We start from the raw sequence: 15401 nt of genomic DNA, 5'->3' as shown, positions 1-15401 counted from the left end.
CGCGCTTGAGGATCTTGCCCCAGGCGAGTTCAAGATTATTCTAGGAGATATGTTGGCAAGGCAGTTGCGCGTTCAGGCGGGCGATAGAGTAACGGTGGTTTTGCCAGAGGCGTCATTGACGCCGGCTGGCGTGTTTCCTCGTCTTAAGCGATTTACGGTTAGTGGAATATTTCGTGTTGGGGCTGACCTGGATGGACAATTAGCGCTTATACATATGGAGGATGCGGCCAAGGTCATGCGAATGACTGGCTACGTGAACGGCATTCGTCTAAAAATGGATAACCTGTTTGACGCGCCGTTTGTTTCAAGACAGCTCGCGAGCAGTCTTGATGAAGCCTATTACAGTGTCGATTGGACATTGACCCACGGCAATTTGTTTTCTGCGATCAAAATGGAGAAGACGCTGATTGGTTTGTTATTAATGGTCATCGTCGCTGTTGCTGCGTTTAATATTATTTCCACTTTGGTGATGGTCGTGACAGATAAGACGTCGGACATCGCCATACTAAGGACAATGGGGGCGAGTCCTCGCGCAATTATGGGTATTTTCATTGTGCAGGGTGCGTACATTGGCGTCGTTGGTACCATCGTCGGTACTGTCCTCGGAGTACTATTGGCATTGAATGTTTCTGAGATCATCTCTTTTGTTGAGTCTGTCATGCAAATGCAGTTTCTTAGTCCAGACGTCTATTTCATCAGTGATTTGCCATCCGAATTGCGTTGGAGTGATGTGTCCATTATCACTGGGTCTGCTCTTTGTTTAAGCCTTTTGGCGACACTTTACCCGGCCTGGCGCGCTTCGAAGGTTAAACCTGCGGAGGCGTTACGGTATGAGTGATGTGGCAGCACAGACGGTAATCGAAGCCAGTGGATTGGGTAAAACGTATAATGATGGTGTGTCCGCGCTGACAATTTTTGAAAACCTAGATTTTCATTTAAAAGCGGGTGAGACCGTCGGGATTATCGGTAGTTCTGGAGCCGGAAAAACCACGCTGTTGAATATACTTGGTGGCTTAGACGCTCCTAGCTCCGGCGCTGTGCGTCTGTGTGGTGTTGATCTTGGTTCCGCGAATGATCGGCAGATAACTGCTTTGCGGAATCAGCATCTAGGTTTTGTTTATCAGTTTCATCATTTGCTTGCTGAATTCAGTGCGCAAGAGAATGCGGCGATGCCGCTGATTATCGCTGGAGTTAACAAGAAGCGGGCTCTAGAGCAATCCGCAGCTTTGTTGGAGCGGGTTGGTCTCTCAGCTCGTCTAACACATAAGCCTTCTGAGCTTTCGGGCGGTGAGCGCCAGCGTGTCGCAATTGCAAGGGCTTTAGTAAACAACCCTCGGGTCGTCATGATGGATGAGCCAACAGGTAACTTAGATGAGCAAACAGCTCAGTCTATTCAAGCGCTTATGCTGAATCTAAGGGCCGAGAGCGGCACAAGTTTCGTTGTTGTGACGCATGATACCGGTTTGGCGTCCAAAATGGATCGCGCACTGCATCTAGAGCAGGGTGGCCTGATTGCCGTCTAGCGGCCTCTAAAGCAGAGTATCCAAAATAGTTTTGTTTTCAATGCGCCGGCGCCGTCCTGGTCTAGCTATCCCTTTGTTGTCTTTTGGCTATTCGCTCGGCCCAGCGTTTTCGAACATTTCGCTTGAGCAGCCACGACATGACAAAATAACCAATTGCAGCTGCCGCAGTTCCGACAATGAGCGAGCCCAAGTACATCGGAACACCGACGGAATAGAGCCTTGATTCCAGCCATGCCCAGGAGAGCTCATACTCAAAACCCAGGGGAGGCATACCCAATACCCACGTTCCGACAAGGTATTCAAAGTAGAAAATAGGTGGCATGGTGATCGGGTTGCTAAACCAAACGGTCATTACCGATAGCGGCAGATTAGCGTTCAACCAAACAGCAAAGAATGCGGCGGCAACCATCTGAAATGGCATTGGGATACAGCCCCAGAAAAGTCCTATGGCGATGGCTTTGGTGACGCTATGACGATTCATGTGCCACAGATTTGGCTCATGGATCATGTCGCCAAGAAAACGAAGGGACTTATTGTTCCGAATGTTTTCCGGCTTTGGTAAGTGTTTTTTTAGAAAATCTTTTGGCATGATGGCGACTGCTAGCAAGCTCAAACTTTGGGCTGCTATCTAATTCTCATTTGCTGTTTTGCGCAAGGATTGCGTGAATCTTATCTCACGGAAGAGATAATGTATCCAAGTTTATTTGCCTTTTGCACGGGCGTCTTGCTCGTTCATTTTAGTCCAAGTCCATTTGCAGCGTTAGCGATTTTTGTTGCGATCTGCTTCTTTGTTTGTGTTTATTGTGGCTTATTCAGCGCGCGTTTTCGTCGGCGGTTACAAGGCGCTTTAAAACAGCTGTTGACCGTTTTTCTCTTGGCTTTGTTTGGTGTGAGTTATGCTTCTTGGGAAGTTGCTAGCCATCAGAATATGAGAGTAGCTGAATCAGAGTCGGGCGAGCACAAGTTCGTGTCAGGTTACTTATGCAGTATCCCGGTCAATCATGATTTTGGTGTGCGTGTGACGCTGTGCACTGATCGCGGACGTTATCTGCTTTCCTTGTCAGGTGATGCGCCTCGCCCAGAGTCAGGTATGTGTTGGCAGGGCACGGTGAAACTAAAAGCCCCGCGCAGTTCGTTTAATCCCTGGTCGGGGAGCTACGAGCGATATTTGTTTGCTGAGCGGATTGTTGGTTTTGCTTACGCCAAGTCGCTAGAGCGCTTTGACTGTTCGCTTTCGCAACATATGTTGTCGCTTGTTACGGAGCAGCGGTGGAAATTAAAGCGCTATCTGGACTCCCAACTCTCTGGTTTAGATCAGTCTGGTGTTGTGATCGCGTTGGTCCTCGGGCATCGCGCTGAGATTAGCGCACATCAGAGCGAAGTGCTTAAGTTGAGTGGCACTCAGCACTTAATGGCGATCTCGGGCCTTCATGTTGGTATTGTTTGCTGGCTGGTCTACTTCATGCTCCAGAAGGCTGGTATCCGGTATTTTGTCTTTCCCGCGGTTGCGCTAGTGGGGCTGGCTTACATTGCAATGGTTGGCTTCTCTCCGTCTGCGCAGCGCGCCTATGTGATGATGCTCTGCGCGATGGCCTTACTTAGTGGCAAGGTTCCGGGTGGGGCGTGGTCGGCATACCTGTTAGCTCTGGTGCTTGTATTGGGTATTGATCCGTTAGCGCCTTTAAATCCCGGTTTTTGGTTTTCTTTTGTCGCAGTATTCTGGTTGATTCTAATTTACCGCATGTTGCTAAAAGGTCGCTCTTATGGACTTCTGAAGAGCATGATTATCCTGCAGTGCCTGCTGACACTTGGTTTGATGCCAATTCAGACGCACTTTGCTATGCATAGCTCTGTATTTTCCTTACCTGCGAATCTAGTGGCTATCCCTTGGGTGTCCGTTGTTGTATTGCCTTTGTCACTTCTTTCTGTGCTGGTGAGTGCTTTGCTACCGGTGATGGCCTCCATCGGTTTTGATGTAGTGGATACCGTTTTGAATTTCTTATTCGCTTTCCTCGCTATAGGGTTGGAGTTTGGGTTGGGGGTTGGTGCTGCTGCAAACTCAGCGCGCGAGCAGCTAGATCAAATTCTATATGGCGTGAGCTACTCTGCATTGCTGCTTTTTCTATTGATCATGGGTCGGCTCAGGTTGCTTTGGTTGGCAGCCGGTTTGCTTTTATTGATCTTTTTGTTGGTTTTGAACACACGTTTTGGCGGCATTAGCTCGGTATCGTCGGTCGAGCAGTTTGCTGTTCTCGATGTAGGGCAGGGGCTTTCCCTTGTCGCCCAGCAAGATGAGCAGCTTTGGATCTACGATACGGGTCCAAGTTATGCGAAGTACTCATCCGCCAAGACCGTACTTCTTTCCTATCTTCGAGAGTATGCGGGCTTAGTCAGAAAAACGTACTTGGTTGTAAGTCATGGTGATGCGGATCATGCCGGTGACGCTAAGTGGCTAGCGACCAAACTGCAACCGCGCGTCGCGCTTCTCGGAGAGCCCGAGAGAACGGAAATGCCGAAAGAGCAGAGAGTGCGTCCCTGCATGTTAGGGCAGCGATTGAATACGGGCGCGTTGTTGATGTCGGTGCTGTGGCCCGCAGCGAACCCGACTCTTGAACAGGCTCGTGGTAATGCGCGTTCTTGCGTGGTGCGCTTTACGTTGTTCGGATACAGATTCTTGGTAATGGGGGATCTTGAGGGGGAGTATGAACGTGCGTTCATTCGCCATTATGCGCAGCTGGGTAAGCTAGATGAGTTGAGGTCTGAAGTGTTGATAGCCGGTCACCACGGCGCAAAAGCCGCAACGCGTATTTCGCTTTTAAAGCATGTAAAACCTTCTTACGTCATCTTCTCCTCCGGCTATGGAAATCGTTTTCAGCACCCATCTGCAGAGGCGGTGGGAAGGGCGAAGCGTTTTGGTGCTGAGGTCCATAATACAGCCGATACCGGCGCGTTGATTTTTAAGGTGAAACAGGTGTCTGTAGGAGGCGATACTCGATTAGAGCTTGAACGCTCGAGAAACCAGTCTGACGTCTATTGGCTTGCTCGCTGAAGCACAACTTTCCGAAACGTAACCAAGTTTGCGGCTTGACCGCACTTTTCAAACAGCGCGATTGTGATAAAGTACAGCCCAATCAGGCTCTTATGCCATCGAAAAAGTATAAGCTGCACGCTTCTCGGGAGAATCTTCAGTGTTAGATTTATTAAAGCCAGGCGGAATGGTTATGTTCCCCCTACTGCTTTGTTCTGTACTCGCTTTAGCCATTATCATTGAACGCTTTTGGACGCTTCGCGTGAATCGTCTTGCGCCTAAAGCGCTCGTGAATGACCTTTGGGGATGGATCAAGCGAAAGGAACTTGATTCGAAAAAACTTCGTGAGCTGAAAGAAGCGGCGCCAATTGGACGTATCTTGGCGGCAGGGCTTGTCAATGCAAAGCATGGCCGTGAAGTCATGAAAGAAAGTATCCAGGAAGAGGCAAGCCACGTTGTACACGAGATGGAGCGGTTCCTGACCGGCCTTGGTACTGTTGCCGTGATCGCGCCCTTGCTTGGCTTATTGGGAACGGTCATTGGTATGATTAAGGTGTTCGCCCAGTTGCAACTTGAAGGTGCTGGAAACGCAGCTGCACTTGCTGGTGGTATCTCTGAGGCGTTGATCACAACAGCGGCAGGCCTGACGGTCGCAATCCCAGCCTTGATTTTTCACCGTTACTTTTTGCGCCGTGTTGACGAGATCGTTGTTGATATGGAGCAAGACGCCTTACGCCTTGTAGAGGTTGTTCAAGGCGAGCGCGAACCATCGCGTGCAGAGGAAACAACGCCTTGAATTTCAAACGCCAATCCTCTGAAGAAGTTTCAGTCAACTTAACACCGCTGATTGATGTGGTGTTTTTGTTGTTGATTTTTTTCATGGTATCGACCACTTTTACTAAGGAAAGCCATTTGGAGATCGATTTGCCTCAGTCGAGTGCAGATCCGGCGAAACCAACGGCTGACGAGATTGAAGTGATCATTAATGCTGAAGGTGAGTTCTCTGTAAATGAGAGAGCACTGATCAACAATCAGGAAGATACCCTGAAGAAGGCGGTTGAGAGAATTTCAAACGGAAACACCAAGATACCGTTTATTATTACCGCAGACTCAAAAACCGACCACGAATATGTTGTTCGTGTTATGGATGTCGCAGGTCAACTCGGGTTTGTTCAGCTGAGTATCACAACGCAAAGAGCGCAGTCGAAAAATTAATCGCACGCCCGCCCATGTAGTAGGGGCGGTTTCTTGCAGATTTACTTAGGTTAGCGGCCCACTATGATAAAAGACGCGCAAGCGTTACAGGAAAATGAAGACTCCAATTGGCAGGTTTATCGCCGCCTTTTGGTGTACCTGAAACCTCTAAAATTCTTTTTTGCTCTCAGTGTCTTAGGTAACTTTATCTATGCTGGCGCCAGCGCTGCAATGGTACAGGCGCTTGAGTATGTGATTAAAACCGTAGAAAACCCAACGCCAGAAGGGCGAATAATGCTTCCCGCATTGATTTTGGGGTTGTTCGCCATGCGTGGCTTGGGCGGTTTTCTTGGGGGCTATTATATTGCCTATGTCGGACGAAATATTGTCCATCAAATGCGTCTGAATATTTTCGATAGCTATCTTAAACTGCCCACCGCGTTTTTTGACAGTAATTCGTCCGGACATCTGATTTCGCGCATTACGTACAACGTTGAACAAGTGTCATCCGCCACGACCGATGCCATTACCGTCTCTATTCGCGAGGGTCTTACCGTTTTATTCCTACTTGGAGTGATGGTGCATGCGAACTGGAAACTTACACTTATTTTCTTAAGCTTAGGCCCGCTGATTGGTTTTGTGTTGAGCTATGTGAGCAAGCGCTTTCGCAAGTTAAGCAAGCGCATCATGAGCTCTGTTGGCGATGTTACTCATGTCACCTCGGAGGTCGTTACGGGTTACAAAGTTGTTCGAATATTTGGCGGCGAAGAGTACGAGCAAGAGCGTTTTCTCGATTCGAGTAAGTACAACTTAGTACAAAGCTTAAAAATGGAGCTTACCAAGATGGTGAGCACACCAGTTATTCAGTTATTGGTGGCGTTGTCGGTTTCTATTTTGATTTGGCTGGCTCTTGCTCCGGACGTTCGAGGAGATATGACCGCGGCGACGTTTGTGGTCATTATTACTGCCGCCTCTACGATGGCTAAGCCAATTCGACAGCTGACACAGATTAACGAGAAGATTCAGCGTGGAGTTGCAGCCGCCCGTGATTTATTTGCAGTCATGGACGCCGACCCTGAGGAAGACAAAGGCGAAAAGGTACTCGAAAAGGTGACGGGGCGAATCGAGTTTAAAGACGTTCGTTTTCGATATCCGACAAGTGAACAAGACGTGCTCAAACAGTTCAATCTGACAATAGAGCCAGGACAAACTGTCGCGTTGGTGGGGCGTTCAGGGAGCGGTAAATCCACCGTGGCCAATTTGTTGCCCCGATTTTACGAGCCCTCCGCAGGAAGTATTGAGTTGGATGGCGTGCCCTTGGCTGACTATACTCTGCGCTCTCTGCGTGACCAGATAGGCTTGGTGACACAGCATGTCACGCTGTTTAACGACACCATCGCAAACAACATTGCCTATGGCAATCTTAAAGGCGCGCCAGAAAGCGAGTTGCAGGCGGTCGCAACCAAGGCAAACGCGCTTGATTTTATTACAGATAAAGATTCCGGCTTCAATACAGAAATTGGCGACAACGGCGTTTCGCTTTCCGGTGGCCAGCGTCAGCGGCTGGCGATTGCACGGGCTTTGTTGAAAGATGCTCCTCTACTGATATTGGATGAGGCGACGTCTGCGCTTGATAACGAATCTGAGAAAGTGATTCAGAAAGAGCTGGATGAGTTGATGGTCGGCCGAACTACGCTCGTTATTGCGCACCGTTTATCTACTATAGAAGAGGCCGATGTGATTGTCGTGATGGATAATGGTTACATCGTAGAGCAGGGTTCGCATGCAGAGTTGCTCGCCAAAGACGGTGAGTACGCCAAGCTTTATAAGATGGCCCAGAGCGACGAAGTATAGCGACGCTTTAAACAACGACAAATTAAGCTGCCTCTCCAACAACCGAGCTAAATGAAATGAGTCAAGGCTTTGCTGAAAAACTGAGCAATGCATGGTATCAAAAAGCCTTGTGGCCTTGGCTCTTTTTGCCGCTATCTCTGCTTTTTGGCTTAGTGTTGTTGATTCGTTCTTTTTTCAAACCTTCTCCCCCTACTAGCTCCGTCCCCGTGATTGTAGTCGGCAATATTACGGCCGGTGGTACGGGTAAATCCCCTTTAGTCAGCTATCTGGTGCGTTACTTTGAAGGCAGAGGGTACCGAGTTGGCGTTGTTAGTCGAGGTTATGGGGTCGCGATCCCCCAAAGTGAGGTTCGAATAGTCAGGCTAGAGAGCAAAGCCAGTGAAGTTGGCGACGAGCCTCTCATGTTGAAACAGTTGTTGGGGTGCGACATTGCTTTGAGTCCAGATCGTCAAAGGGCAGTCGACTATCTGGCGAATGTTGGCGTTGATTTGGTGGTCGCTGATGATGGTCTTCAGCACTATAAAATGCATCGAGATATTGAGCTATGCGTCATTGATGGCAAACGCGGTATTGGCAATGGTCAGCTGTTGCCGACGGGACCATTGAGAGAGCCCGTATCTCGGTTATTCGAAGTGGATGCCATTGTCTGTAATGGCGCATTGGAGACGGAGATGACATTGCTTACGTCATTGCCGGATTCCGTTTTTCGAACGCACATGCAGCTTACTCCGAAGCAGTTTGTTCGTTTGGATGGTTCTGAAAGTATCGATGTAAATACCTTTGTAGAGCGTTACGCGTCGCAACGTTTTTCTTCGATTGCTGCGATCGGCAATCCGCAGCGTTTTTTTGGTACCTTGCAGGCCCTGGGCCTCAGGTGCGATGAATACCCTTACCCAGACCATTATGGCTACAAGCAAAAAGATCTGAACGATAAAAAAACAGCGATCCTCATGACCGAAAAAGACGCGGCAAAATGCAAAGATCTACATTGTGAAGATGCTTGGTTCCTGCGTGTTGAGCCGGAACTTCAAGACAATCTAGGTGAGAGGCTTTACAATCAGCTCAATGAAATGGGTCGTCTCGCACGGCTGGAAAATTGAATACGGTTTTAATTAAGGGACACTGTTTTGGATAAGAAGTTACTCTCGATTCTCGCTTGCCCGCTTTGTAAAGGTGAGCTGAAGTATGACAAGGATGCCCAGGAACTCATTTGTAAAGCAGATGGTGTTGCCTACCCGATTCGCGACGACATTCCGGTGATGCTTGAGTCTGAGGCGCGCACCTTGACGACAGACGAGAAACTGAGCAAAGACTAAACCACGTCTTTAGATAAGCAAAAGCCACCATATAAAATAGAAGGTTGTTTTAATGTTGCGATATACCGTCATTATTCCAGCACGCTTTGCTTCTCAGCGATTGCCAGGTAAACCGCTGCTTGATATCGCAGGCAAGCCAATGATTCAGCGTGTGTATGATCAGGTGCAAGACCTTGGTGCTCATCGCGTGATTGTGGCGACAGATCATCCTGATATCGAATCCGTTTGTAAGGCGGCCGGAGCCGAGGTGATGATGACCTCGGCTGATCATCCGTCCGGGACCGACCGGCTTGAAGAAGTGGTTAGCAAGCTTGACCTTGATGAGGACGAGATTGTTGTGAATGTTCAAGGCGATGAACCCTTGATTCCAAAGGCGTTGGTTGAGCAAGTCGCGCAAAATTTGGATGATCATCCGGAAGCGGGCATCGCAACGCTGTGCGAGCGTATTCACGATTTAGATACTGTTCTCAATCCCAACGCGGTGAAAGTTGTTTTTGATGAGCATGGTTTTGCCTCGTATTTTAGTCGTGCGCCGATTCCTTACGCACGCGATGCCTTAACTGAAACACCTCCTCGATTGTCTTCAAAAGCAGAGTATTATCGCCATATCGGTATGTATGCTTATCGCGTTGGTTTTCTTCGCCAGTATGTGCAATGGCTGCCCAGTATGACGGAGCAAGTCGAAAAGCTTGAGCAGTTGCGCGCGCTCAGCAATGGTGTGCGAATACACATCGATATCGCAGCTGAAGCGCCTCCTTCAGGCGTGGATACACAGGAAGATTTAGAGCGTGTGCGTCAGTATTTTAAGGGTGCGAAATGACGCGCGTGCTGTTCGTTTGCTTGGGTAATATTTGCCGTTCACCCACTGCGCATGGTGTATTTGAGTCGCTTGTAAAAGCCAAGGGGCTTGCTGAGCAGATTCACATTGATTCTTGTGGTACCGGCGGTTGGCACATTGGTGAGTCGCCAGACAAGCGCGCGACAGCGCATGCTAGAAAACGTGGTTATGACTTATCGCATTTGAGGGCTCGACAGGTTCAAAGCAATGATTTTTACGAGTTTGATTACATTCTTGCGATGGATGAGGCAAACCTGCGTGAGCTTGATTTGCTCTGCCCGAAAGATGCCAAAGTGATTCCCCAGTTATTTTTGTCCTTTGGTGACTATAGCGAGACCGAAGTACCCGACCCCTATTATGGCGGCGAGCGGGGCTTTGAGCATGTTCTGGATTTAGTCGAGTCGGCCTGCGAAGGCTTGCTTGAAGACATCCTTTCTAAGTAGGCCTAACCTGTGGCACCTCGATACTCGCAGCTGGATTTGACTGAACGTAATACGATGGCGTTGCCTTGTGTCGCCGAGCGCTTTGTGGAATTGGCAACCGATGATGAGGTACTAGCGGTTTTTCAAGGCGTTAGAGGCGATGTCTTGATTCTAGGAGGGGGTAGTAACGTCATACTTCCTGAACGAATTCGTCAACCGGTTGTGAGCCTAAAGCACGCAGATATCAATGTCGAGCAAGAGACTGAAACAAGCGTCGTGTTGCGCGTTGGTGCTGCGGTTGTATGGGATGCCTTGGTTGCCTGGAGCGTCGCGCAGGGCTATTACGGGCTGGAAAATCTGTCGTTGATCCCTGGATGTGTTGGTGCCGCACCCGTTCAGAATATTGGTGCTTATGGCGTTGAGCTAAAAGAGCGTGTGTTAAGGGTGCGCGCTTATGACAGGCAGCTTCAGAGATTTGTTGAACTGACGCGTAACGAGTGCGAATTCGCCTATCGCGATAGTGTTTTCAAACGGCACTCAGGACGTTATGTGATTACCGAAGTGTGTTTTGAGCTTTCAAAGCAGCCTCGGTTTGTTTTGACTTATGGCGAGCTACAAACCCTTCAAGATAGCCCAGATTTATCGCTGCAGTTAGTGCGCGACACGGTGATCGCTGTTCGTTCGGAAAAGCTCCCAGACCCTTCGGTTATTCCCAATACAGGCAGTTTTTTCAAAAACCCTGTGATTTCAAAGCGCGCTTTTGATGCGTTGCAGTTCGATTTTCCCGGAGTGGTCGGATATCCCCAAGGACACAATAGCGTTAAGGTAGCGGCCGGTTGGCTGATTGATCAGGCGGGCTTCAAAGCAAAGCAGTTAGGTGCTGCGCGTGTGCATGATCGTCAGGCTCTCGTGCTTACCAATACAGGTGGTGCGCAGCAACATGATATTTTGGACCTGGCGGCGAGTATTCAAAGTCAGATTAAAAGTATTTTTTCGGTAGAGCTTGAGATAGAGCCGGTTGTTATTCAAGAGCAACAACAGGAGCCGCGCCATGATTAAAAATTACGCATAGAAGTGCGATACGATTACGATGTTTTGGCGGAACACAATAGCGAGCACGACGTGAAAGCATCGTTTAACTTCGACCCGAGTAATACGCAAAATTTTGTTGGACAGAACAGAGGCCCACACGCTGTCACGCTCGCTTTAGGTATTGACCATGAGTTGGATGAAGACTGGCTGTTAAGCTTAGCGGACATGTATACACGCTCAAGTCACGGGCGTGAAGTAGGTGGTGATCTGGTTATGAATTGGCTGTGGTAGTTGTGCCCGTGCCAGAGCATCAGCACTAGGTTTGTGGGCGAAACAGATAGTCTTTAATATCAATGCCAAAGGTATGGTTTGGTAGGCCATTCTTAATAGCGAACGGTGTGCCAGTAGAATCTTTTGGTGTCGCCGACAGGTCTATGACATAAGGTGATCTTAGTTTTTTGTTTGCATCGGTCACTAGCTCTACCTTCGGTTTAAGCCGTGCGTCAGGGTTTGAAGAAACAACAATGCCGACCTCTCCATTGCTCATTTCAACGAGCGTTCCCGGCGGGTAGATACCTATCATGCGGATAAAGGCTTCCACGAGCTTTTTGTCGAAATGCTTGTTTGTTTCGCCAAAGAGAATTTTCAGTGCTTCAAAAGCAGACTTGCCTCGCTGATAGCAGCGATCACTGGTAATGGCATCGTAGACGTCGACGATAGAGACCATGCGAATAAACTGGTGAAGAAGGCTTGCATCCAGCTGCTCCGGATAGCCCGAACTGTCAACGCGCTCATGGTGGTAGTGCGCTGTATCAATTACGAGTTGCTCTAGCCCCTCTTGTTTACCAAGAATTTCTCTTCCAAAGACGGCATGTTGCTTCATGATTTCATATTCGTCTGAGCTTAGATTGCGCGGCTTGTTGAGTATGTCTGGTGGGGTTTTTGTCTTTCCCACATCGTGCAGCATGCCTGCTAAGCCGAGCAGTTGAAGGTCTTGGTCCGGAAGACCTAAAAAACGACCAAATGCGATTGAAAGTACGCCTACGCGCATGCAGTGTTCAGAGGTGTATTTGTCTTCGTTCTTGATCTTGGTAAGCCAAAGCATCGCGTTTGCGTTGCTGATGATACTCGTCATGCACTCGCGCACAACGGCGCGAGATTCTTCGACAGCAAATGCTTCTCCGTTGTTGATGTCGTTTAGTACTTTTTCGATATGTTCGTGGGTTTTCTCTAGAGTGAACTTAGCGCGGGGCATTTCCTCATGAATGTCACGTGTTTCGCGAAATCCGGCGATTAACTGAGTTGGCGTTTTTTGCGTTGCTTCTTCAGCCTTGAGCCAACGTGGGTCATCGGTTTCGATAAATACATGGCTGCAATGGGTTTGAAACATGGTGATGTCATCGATGGAGCTGATCCTAAAGCCTTGCAGGAGCACGGGAAGCTCCGTCCATGGGCGATCAGGATTGGAAACATACATACCGATTTCAAGAACTTCTACCGGAACTTTGACCTCTGTCTTGCTCGTCTTGTCGAGAGGGCTAGGCTTGTTGATATGGCTCGATGACATTATTCTTTCTTAAAGACCTTGGTAAAACCGCGCACGTAAGCCTCTAAAGCTCTCGTTAGCACCTAAAAATTTAACGATCTTGGAACTTTAAGATTAGTTCAATAAATTTCAGCCGTCTAAAAAAACGCTTCTTATGCTCAATGAAATGAGAACGGCTTAAAAAAACTATCGGTTTGGAGGATGGGGGTTGCGTGAAAAATTTAGTTCTTTGAAGAGAACTTCGCAACGCTCTAAGTGCGGGAAAGAGGGCACTTAGGAACTGAACAGCCTTAAAAGATGTTGGGCGGCCTCAAACGGCGTACTTTGACCGACTATAACGGCCTTTTGTTGTTCAGCAAGGTGCTCTTTTACCGAGGGGTGCTCTTCGAACATGCGCTTTAATTCTTGCTCGATGAGAGTCTCTAGCCAAGCCTTGGATTGATTGTTTCGTTTTTCGGAGAGTGAGCCTGAGCTGTTTGCTTGCTCAAAAAAGCGATCAAGCATCGCCTCAATATCTTCCATACCGTTGTTTGTGAGTGCCGAGCAAGTGAGCGCAACAGGCTCCCAATCGCCTTCACCTCGCATGAGATGTAGGGCGTTTTCGCAGTGCTGCTTGGTTCTTTCTGCTTGCTTTAAGCTGTCGCCATCGGCTTTGTTGATGACGAGAGCATCGGCTAACTCCATAATGCCGCGCTTAATGCCTTGCAGTTCATCGCCTGCGTTAGGTTGCATTAGAACCATAAAAAAATCGACCATTGAGGCGACTTCATATTCGGATTGCCCAACGCCAACTGTTTCAACGAGCACGACATCAAAACCTGCGGCTTCGCATAAAAGCATGCTTTCACGTGTTTTTTGTGCAACGCCGCCAAGCGCGCCGGAAGAAGGGCTGGGTCGGATAAAGGCGTTTTCAGCGCGAGAAAGTCGCTCCATACGTGTTTTATCGCCCAATATGCTGCCGCCGCGGAGAGGGGAACTTGGGTCGACCGCAAGCACCGCTACACGGAAACCTTGTGCAATTAGATGCAGACCAAAGGCTTCAATAAACGTCGACTTGCCAACACCGGGCGTGCCGCTGATACCAATCCGTTTGGCCTTGCCTGTTTGAGGTAAAATCCGATTTAAAAGCGCTTGCGCCTGCACCTGATGTTGAGGATTTGTGCTCTCAATTAGAGTGATGGATTTTGCGAGGGCCCTTCGTCGCACTGGCTCAGAATTGTCCGAGACAAGTTGTTGAGCAAGTGCTTCAATGCCGGTGGCAGAATCCATCATTTCGTCTTTAGCCTTTGATCGCTTCAAGCACCTGACGTGCTGCATCAGGAATGGGTGTTCCTGGCCCGAAGACGCCTTTCACCCCAGCAGAAAACAGAAAGTCGTAATCTTGCTTTGGAATCACACCGCCGGCAACCACAGCGATATCGTCTGCGCCTTGAGCCTTCAATGCCTCTATAAGTGAGGGAACGAGCGTTTTATGACCCGCAGCTTGTGAGCTCACCCCAATAACATGCACGTCGTTCTCAATCGCTTGCTTGGCGACCTCTTCAGGGGTCGAGAACATCGGGCTCAAATCAATATCAAATCCGACATCGGCAAACGCAGTTGCGATCACTTTCGCTCCGCGATCGTGGCCGTCTTGCCCCATCTTGCAAACCAGCATGCGTGGTCGCCGGCCATGCTCGCTCTCAAACGCTGCAATATCGTCTTTAATCATGTTCCAATTTGCATCTTCTTCATAGGCCGCACCATAGACGCCACTAATTGTTCGTGCTTCTGCCTGATAGCGACCATACTCCGCTTCCAGAGCATCAGAAATCTCGCCGACAGTGGCTCGTAGGCGCGCCGCGTCAACACTCAAAGCTAGTAGATTGCCTTCGCCCGTTTTCGCTGATTCAGTCAGAGCGGCCAAGGCTTTCTCAACGGCAGCATTGTCTCGGGATGCTTTGATTTCGTTTAAGCGCTTGATTTGCGATTCACGCACAGCGACATTATCGACTTCAAGAATATCCAGATCGTCCTCGTGGTCGAGCTGATACTTGTTTACCCCAACAATCACGTCTTCACCACGGTCAATTCGCGCTTGCTTCTTAGCTGCGCTTTCTTCAATGCGCATTTTCGGCAGGCCTTGTTCTATGGCTTTTGCCATACCGCCAGATTCTTCGATTTCCTCAATCAACTCCCACGCTTTATCAGCGATCTGTTGAGTGAGCGTTTCCATCATATAGGAGCCGCCCCATGGATCGGCAACCTGCGTAATGCCGGTTTCTTCCTGAATGATGATTTGCGTGTTTCGCGCAATACGCGCTGAAAACTCAGTCGGAAGGGCGACGGCTTCATCTAGCGCATTGGTGTGTAAAGATTGAGTGCCGCCAAAAACTGCTGCCATTGCTTCAATCGTAGTGCGAATCACGTTGTTGTATGGGTCTTGTTCGGTAAGCGACCAGCCAGAGGTTTGTGAGTGTGTGCGAAGCATGCTGGATTTTGGGTTGCTTGGATTGAACTCCGACATGATGCGATGCCACAGCAATCGGCCAGCGCGAAGCTTGGCGATCTCCATGTAGAAGTTCATGCTGATGCCCCAGAAAAACGAGAGGCGGGGTGCGAAGGCATCCACTTCTAGACCTGCGTTCAGTGCGGTGCGCACATACTCG

At 49.1% G+C, this 15401-nt stretch carries 16 protein-coding genes; 12 read left to right on the top strand and 4 right to left on the bottom strand.

Annotated features, from left to right (window positions below):
- Positions 1-838, top strand: an 838-nt coding sequence (locus A3750_RS18240; protein ID WP_068548573.1) for a lipoprotein-releasing ABC transporter permease subunit, incomplete at its 5' end; no start/stop codon positions are given.
- Complete coding sequence (locus tag A3750_RS18235) at positions 831-1523, top strand: ABC transporter ATP-binding protein (protein WP_068456226.1); 693 nt, start codon at positions 831-833, stop codon at positions 1521-1523. The genes A3750_RS18240 and A3750_RS18235, both read left to right, overlap by 8 nt.
- Before the next feature lie 61 nt (positions 1524-1584).
- Here the strand turns inward: A3750_RS18235 and A3750_RS18230 are convergent, their stop codons facing one another.
- The gene (locus tag A3750_RS18230) at positions 1585-2112 is read right to left on the bottom strand and encodes a DUF2062 domain-containing protein (RefSeq protein ID WP_068456224.1); all 528 of its coding nucleotides are present in this window, start codon (positions 2110-2112) and stop codon (positions 1585-1587) included.
- Between the two features lie 99 nt (positions 2113-2211).
- Here A3750_RS18230 and A3750_RS18225 point away from each other — a divergent pair, with 99 nt between their 5' ends.
- The 10 genes from A3750_RS18225 to A3750_RS18180 all read left to right on the top strand — a co-directional run bounded on the left by A3750_RS18225 (position 2212) and on the right by A3750_RS18180 (position 11498).
- Entirely contained in the window at positions 2212-4572 is a 2361-nt protein-coding gene (locus A3750_RS18225; protein WP_156498715.1) for a DNA internalization-related competence protein ComEC/Rec2, read from the top strand.
- A 166-nt stretch (positions 4573-4738) separates the two neighbouring features.
- Positions 4739-5347, top strand: coding sequence for a MotA/TolQ/ExbB proton channel family protein (locus tag A3750_RS18220; RefSeq protein ID WP_369819952.1), 609 nt, complete (start codon positions 4739-4741; stop codon positions 5345-5347).
- A complete protein-coding gene (locus A3750_RS18215) occupies positions 5344-5766 on the top strand; it encodes a biopolymer transporter ExbD (RefSeq protein WP_068456215.1) in 423 nt (140 codons plus the stop codon). The genes A3750_RS18220 and A3750_RS18215 overlap by 4 nt, the downstream gene beginning before the upstream one ends.
- Before the next feature lie 63 nt (positions 5767-5829).
- Positions 5830-7599: a lipid A export permease/ATP-binding protein MsbA gene (gene msbA / locus A3750_RS18210; RefSeq protein ID WP_068465931.1), complete on the top strand. Its 1770-nt coding sequence runs from the start codon at positions 5830-5832 to the stop codon at positions 7597-7599.
- Positions 7600-7655: 56 nt separating this feature from the next.
- Positions 7656-8699: a tetraacyldisaccharide 4'-kinase gene (gene lpxK, locus A3750_RS18205; RefSeq protein ID WP_068458016.1), complete on the top strand. Its 1044-nt coding sequence runs from the start codon at positions 7656-7658 to the stop codon at positions 8697-8699.
- Positions 8700-8726: 27 nt separating this feature from the next.
- Positions 8727-8915 carry a Trm112 family protein gene (locus A3750_RS18200; protein ID WP_068458017.1) on the top strand — a complete coding sequence of 63 codons (189 nt, stop codon included), beginning with the start codon at positions 8727-8729 and terminating at the stop codon, positions 8913-8915.
- A gap of 52 nt (positions 8916-8967) precedes the next feature.
- Positions 8968-9735, top strand: coding sequence for a 3-deoxy-manno-octulosonate cytidylyltransferase (kdsB, locus tag A3750_RS18195; RefSeq protein WP_068548570.1), 768 nt, complete (start codon positions 8968-8970; stop codon positions 9733-9735).
- A complete protein-coding gene (locus A3750_RS18190) occupies positions 9732-10196 on the top strand; it encodes a low molecular weight protein-tyrosine-phosphatase (protein WP_068458022.1) in 465 nt (154 codons plus the stop codon). The genes kdsB and A3750_RS18190 overlap by 4 nt, the downstream gene beginning before the upstream one ends.
- A 9-nt stretch (positions 10197-10205) precedes the next feature.
- Complete coding sequence (murB, locus tag A3750_RS18185; RefSeq protein ID WP_156498714.1) at positions 10206-11234, top strand: UDP-N-acetylmuramate dehydrogenase; 1029 nt, start codon at positions 10206-10208, stop codon at positions 11232-11234.
- A 15-nt stretch (positions 11235-11249) separates the two neighbouring features.
- Positions 11250-11498 carry a hypothetical protein gene (locus A3750_RS18180; RefSeq protein WP_068458026.1) on the top strand — a complete coding sequence of 83 codons (249 nt, stop codon included), beginning with the start codon at positions 11250-11252 and terminating at the stop codon, positions 11496-11498.
- 25 nt (positions 11499-11523) lie between these two features.
- Here A3750_RS18180 and A3750_RS18175 read toward each other — a convergent pair whose 3' ends face one another.
- From A3750_RS18175 to A3750_RS18165, 3 genes are all read right to left on the bottom strand, one after another.
- Positions 11524-12774: an HD-GYP domain-containing protein gene (locus A3750_RS18175; RefSeq protein ID WP_068465932.1), complete on the bottom strand. Its 1251-nt coding sequence runs from the start codon at positions 12772-12774 to the stop codon at positions 11524-11526.
- A 252-nt stretch (positions 12775-13026) separates the two neighbouring features.
- Positions 13027-14025 (bottom strand): methylmalonyl Co-A mutase-associated GTPase MeaB, encoded by a 999-nt coding sequence (gene meaB, locus A3750_RS18170; RefSeq protein ID WP_068455412.1) that lies wholly within the window; start codon positions 14023-14025, stop codon positions 13027-13029.
- Positions 14026-14032: 7 nt separating this feature from the next.
- Positions 14033-15401: methylmalonyl-CoA mutase family protein (locus tag A3750_RS18165; protein WP_197475141.1), on the bottom strand; the 1369-nt coding region annotated here is incomplete at its 5' end.

The organism is Oleiphilus sp. HI0079 (assembly GCF_001635105.1).
The sequence above is the reverse complement of the archived record's forward strand: the minus strand, read 5'-3'. Positions and strand labels throughout refer to the sequence as shown.

Bases quoted from the DNA above. Each gene is read 5' to 3' on its own strand.
- A3750_RS18235 (WP_068456226.1), top strand. From the start codon at position 831: ATGAGTGATGTGGCAGCACAGACGGTAATCGAAGCCAGTGGATTGGGT.
- lpxK (WP_068458016.1), top strand. From the start codon at position 7,656: ATGAGTCAAGGCTTTGCTGAAAAACTGAGCAATGCATGGTATCAAAAA.
- A3750_RS18230 (WP_068456224.1), bottom strand. From the start codon at position 2,112: ATGCCAAAAGATTTTCTAAAAAAACACTTACCAAAGCCGGAAAACATT.
- meaB (WP_068455412.1), bottom strand. From the start codon at position 14,025: ATGATGGATTCTGCCACCGGCATTGAAGCACTTGCTCAACAACTTGTC.
- A3750_RS18225 (WP_156498715.1), top strand. From the start codon at position 2,212: ATGTATCCAAGTTTATTTGCCTTTTGCACGGGCGTCTTGCTCGTTCAT.
- A3750_RS18190 (WP_068458022.1), top strand. From the start codon at position 9,732: ATGACGCGCGTGCTGTTCGTTTGCTTGGGTAATATTTGCCGTTCACCC.
- kdsB (WP_068548570.1), top strand. From the start codon at position 8,968: ATGTTGCGATATACCGTCATTATTCCAGCACGCTTTGCTTCTCAGCGA.
- msbA (WP_068465931.1), top strand. From the start codon at position 5,830: ATGATAAAAGACGCGCAAGCGTTACAGGAAAATGAAGACTCCAATTGG.
- A3750_RS18175 (WP_068465932.1), bottom strand. From the start codon at position 12,774: ATGTCATCGAGCCATATCAACAAGCCTAGCCCTCTCGACAAGACGAGC.
- A3750_RS18220 (WP_369819952.1), top strand. From the start codon at position 4,739: ATGGTTATGTTCCCCCTACTGCTTTGTTCTGTACTCGCTTTAGCCATT.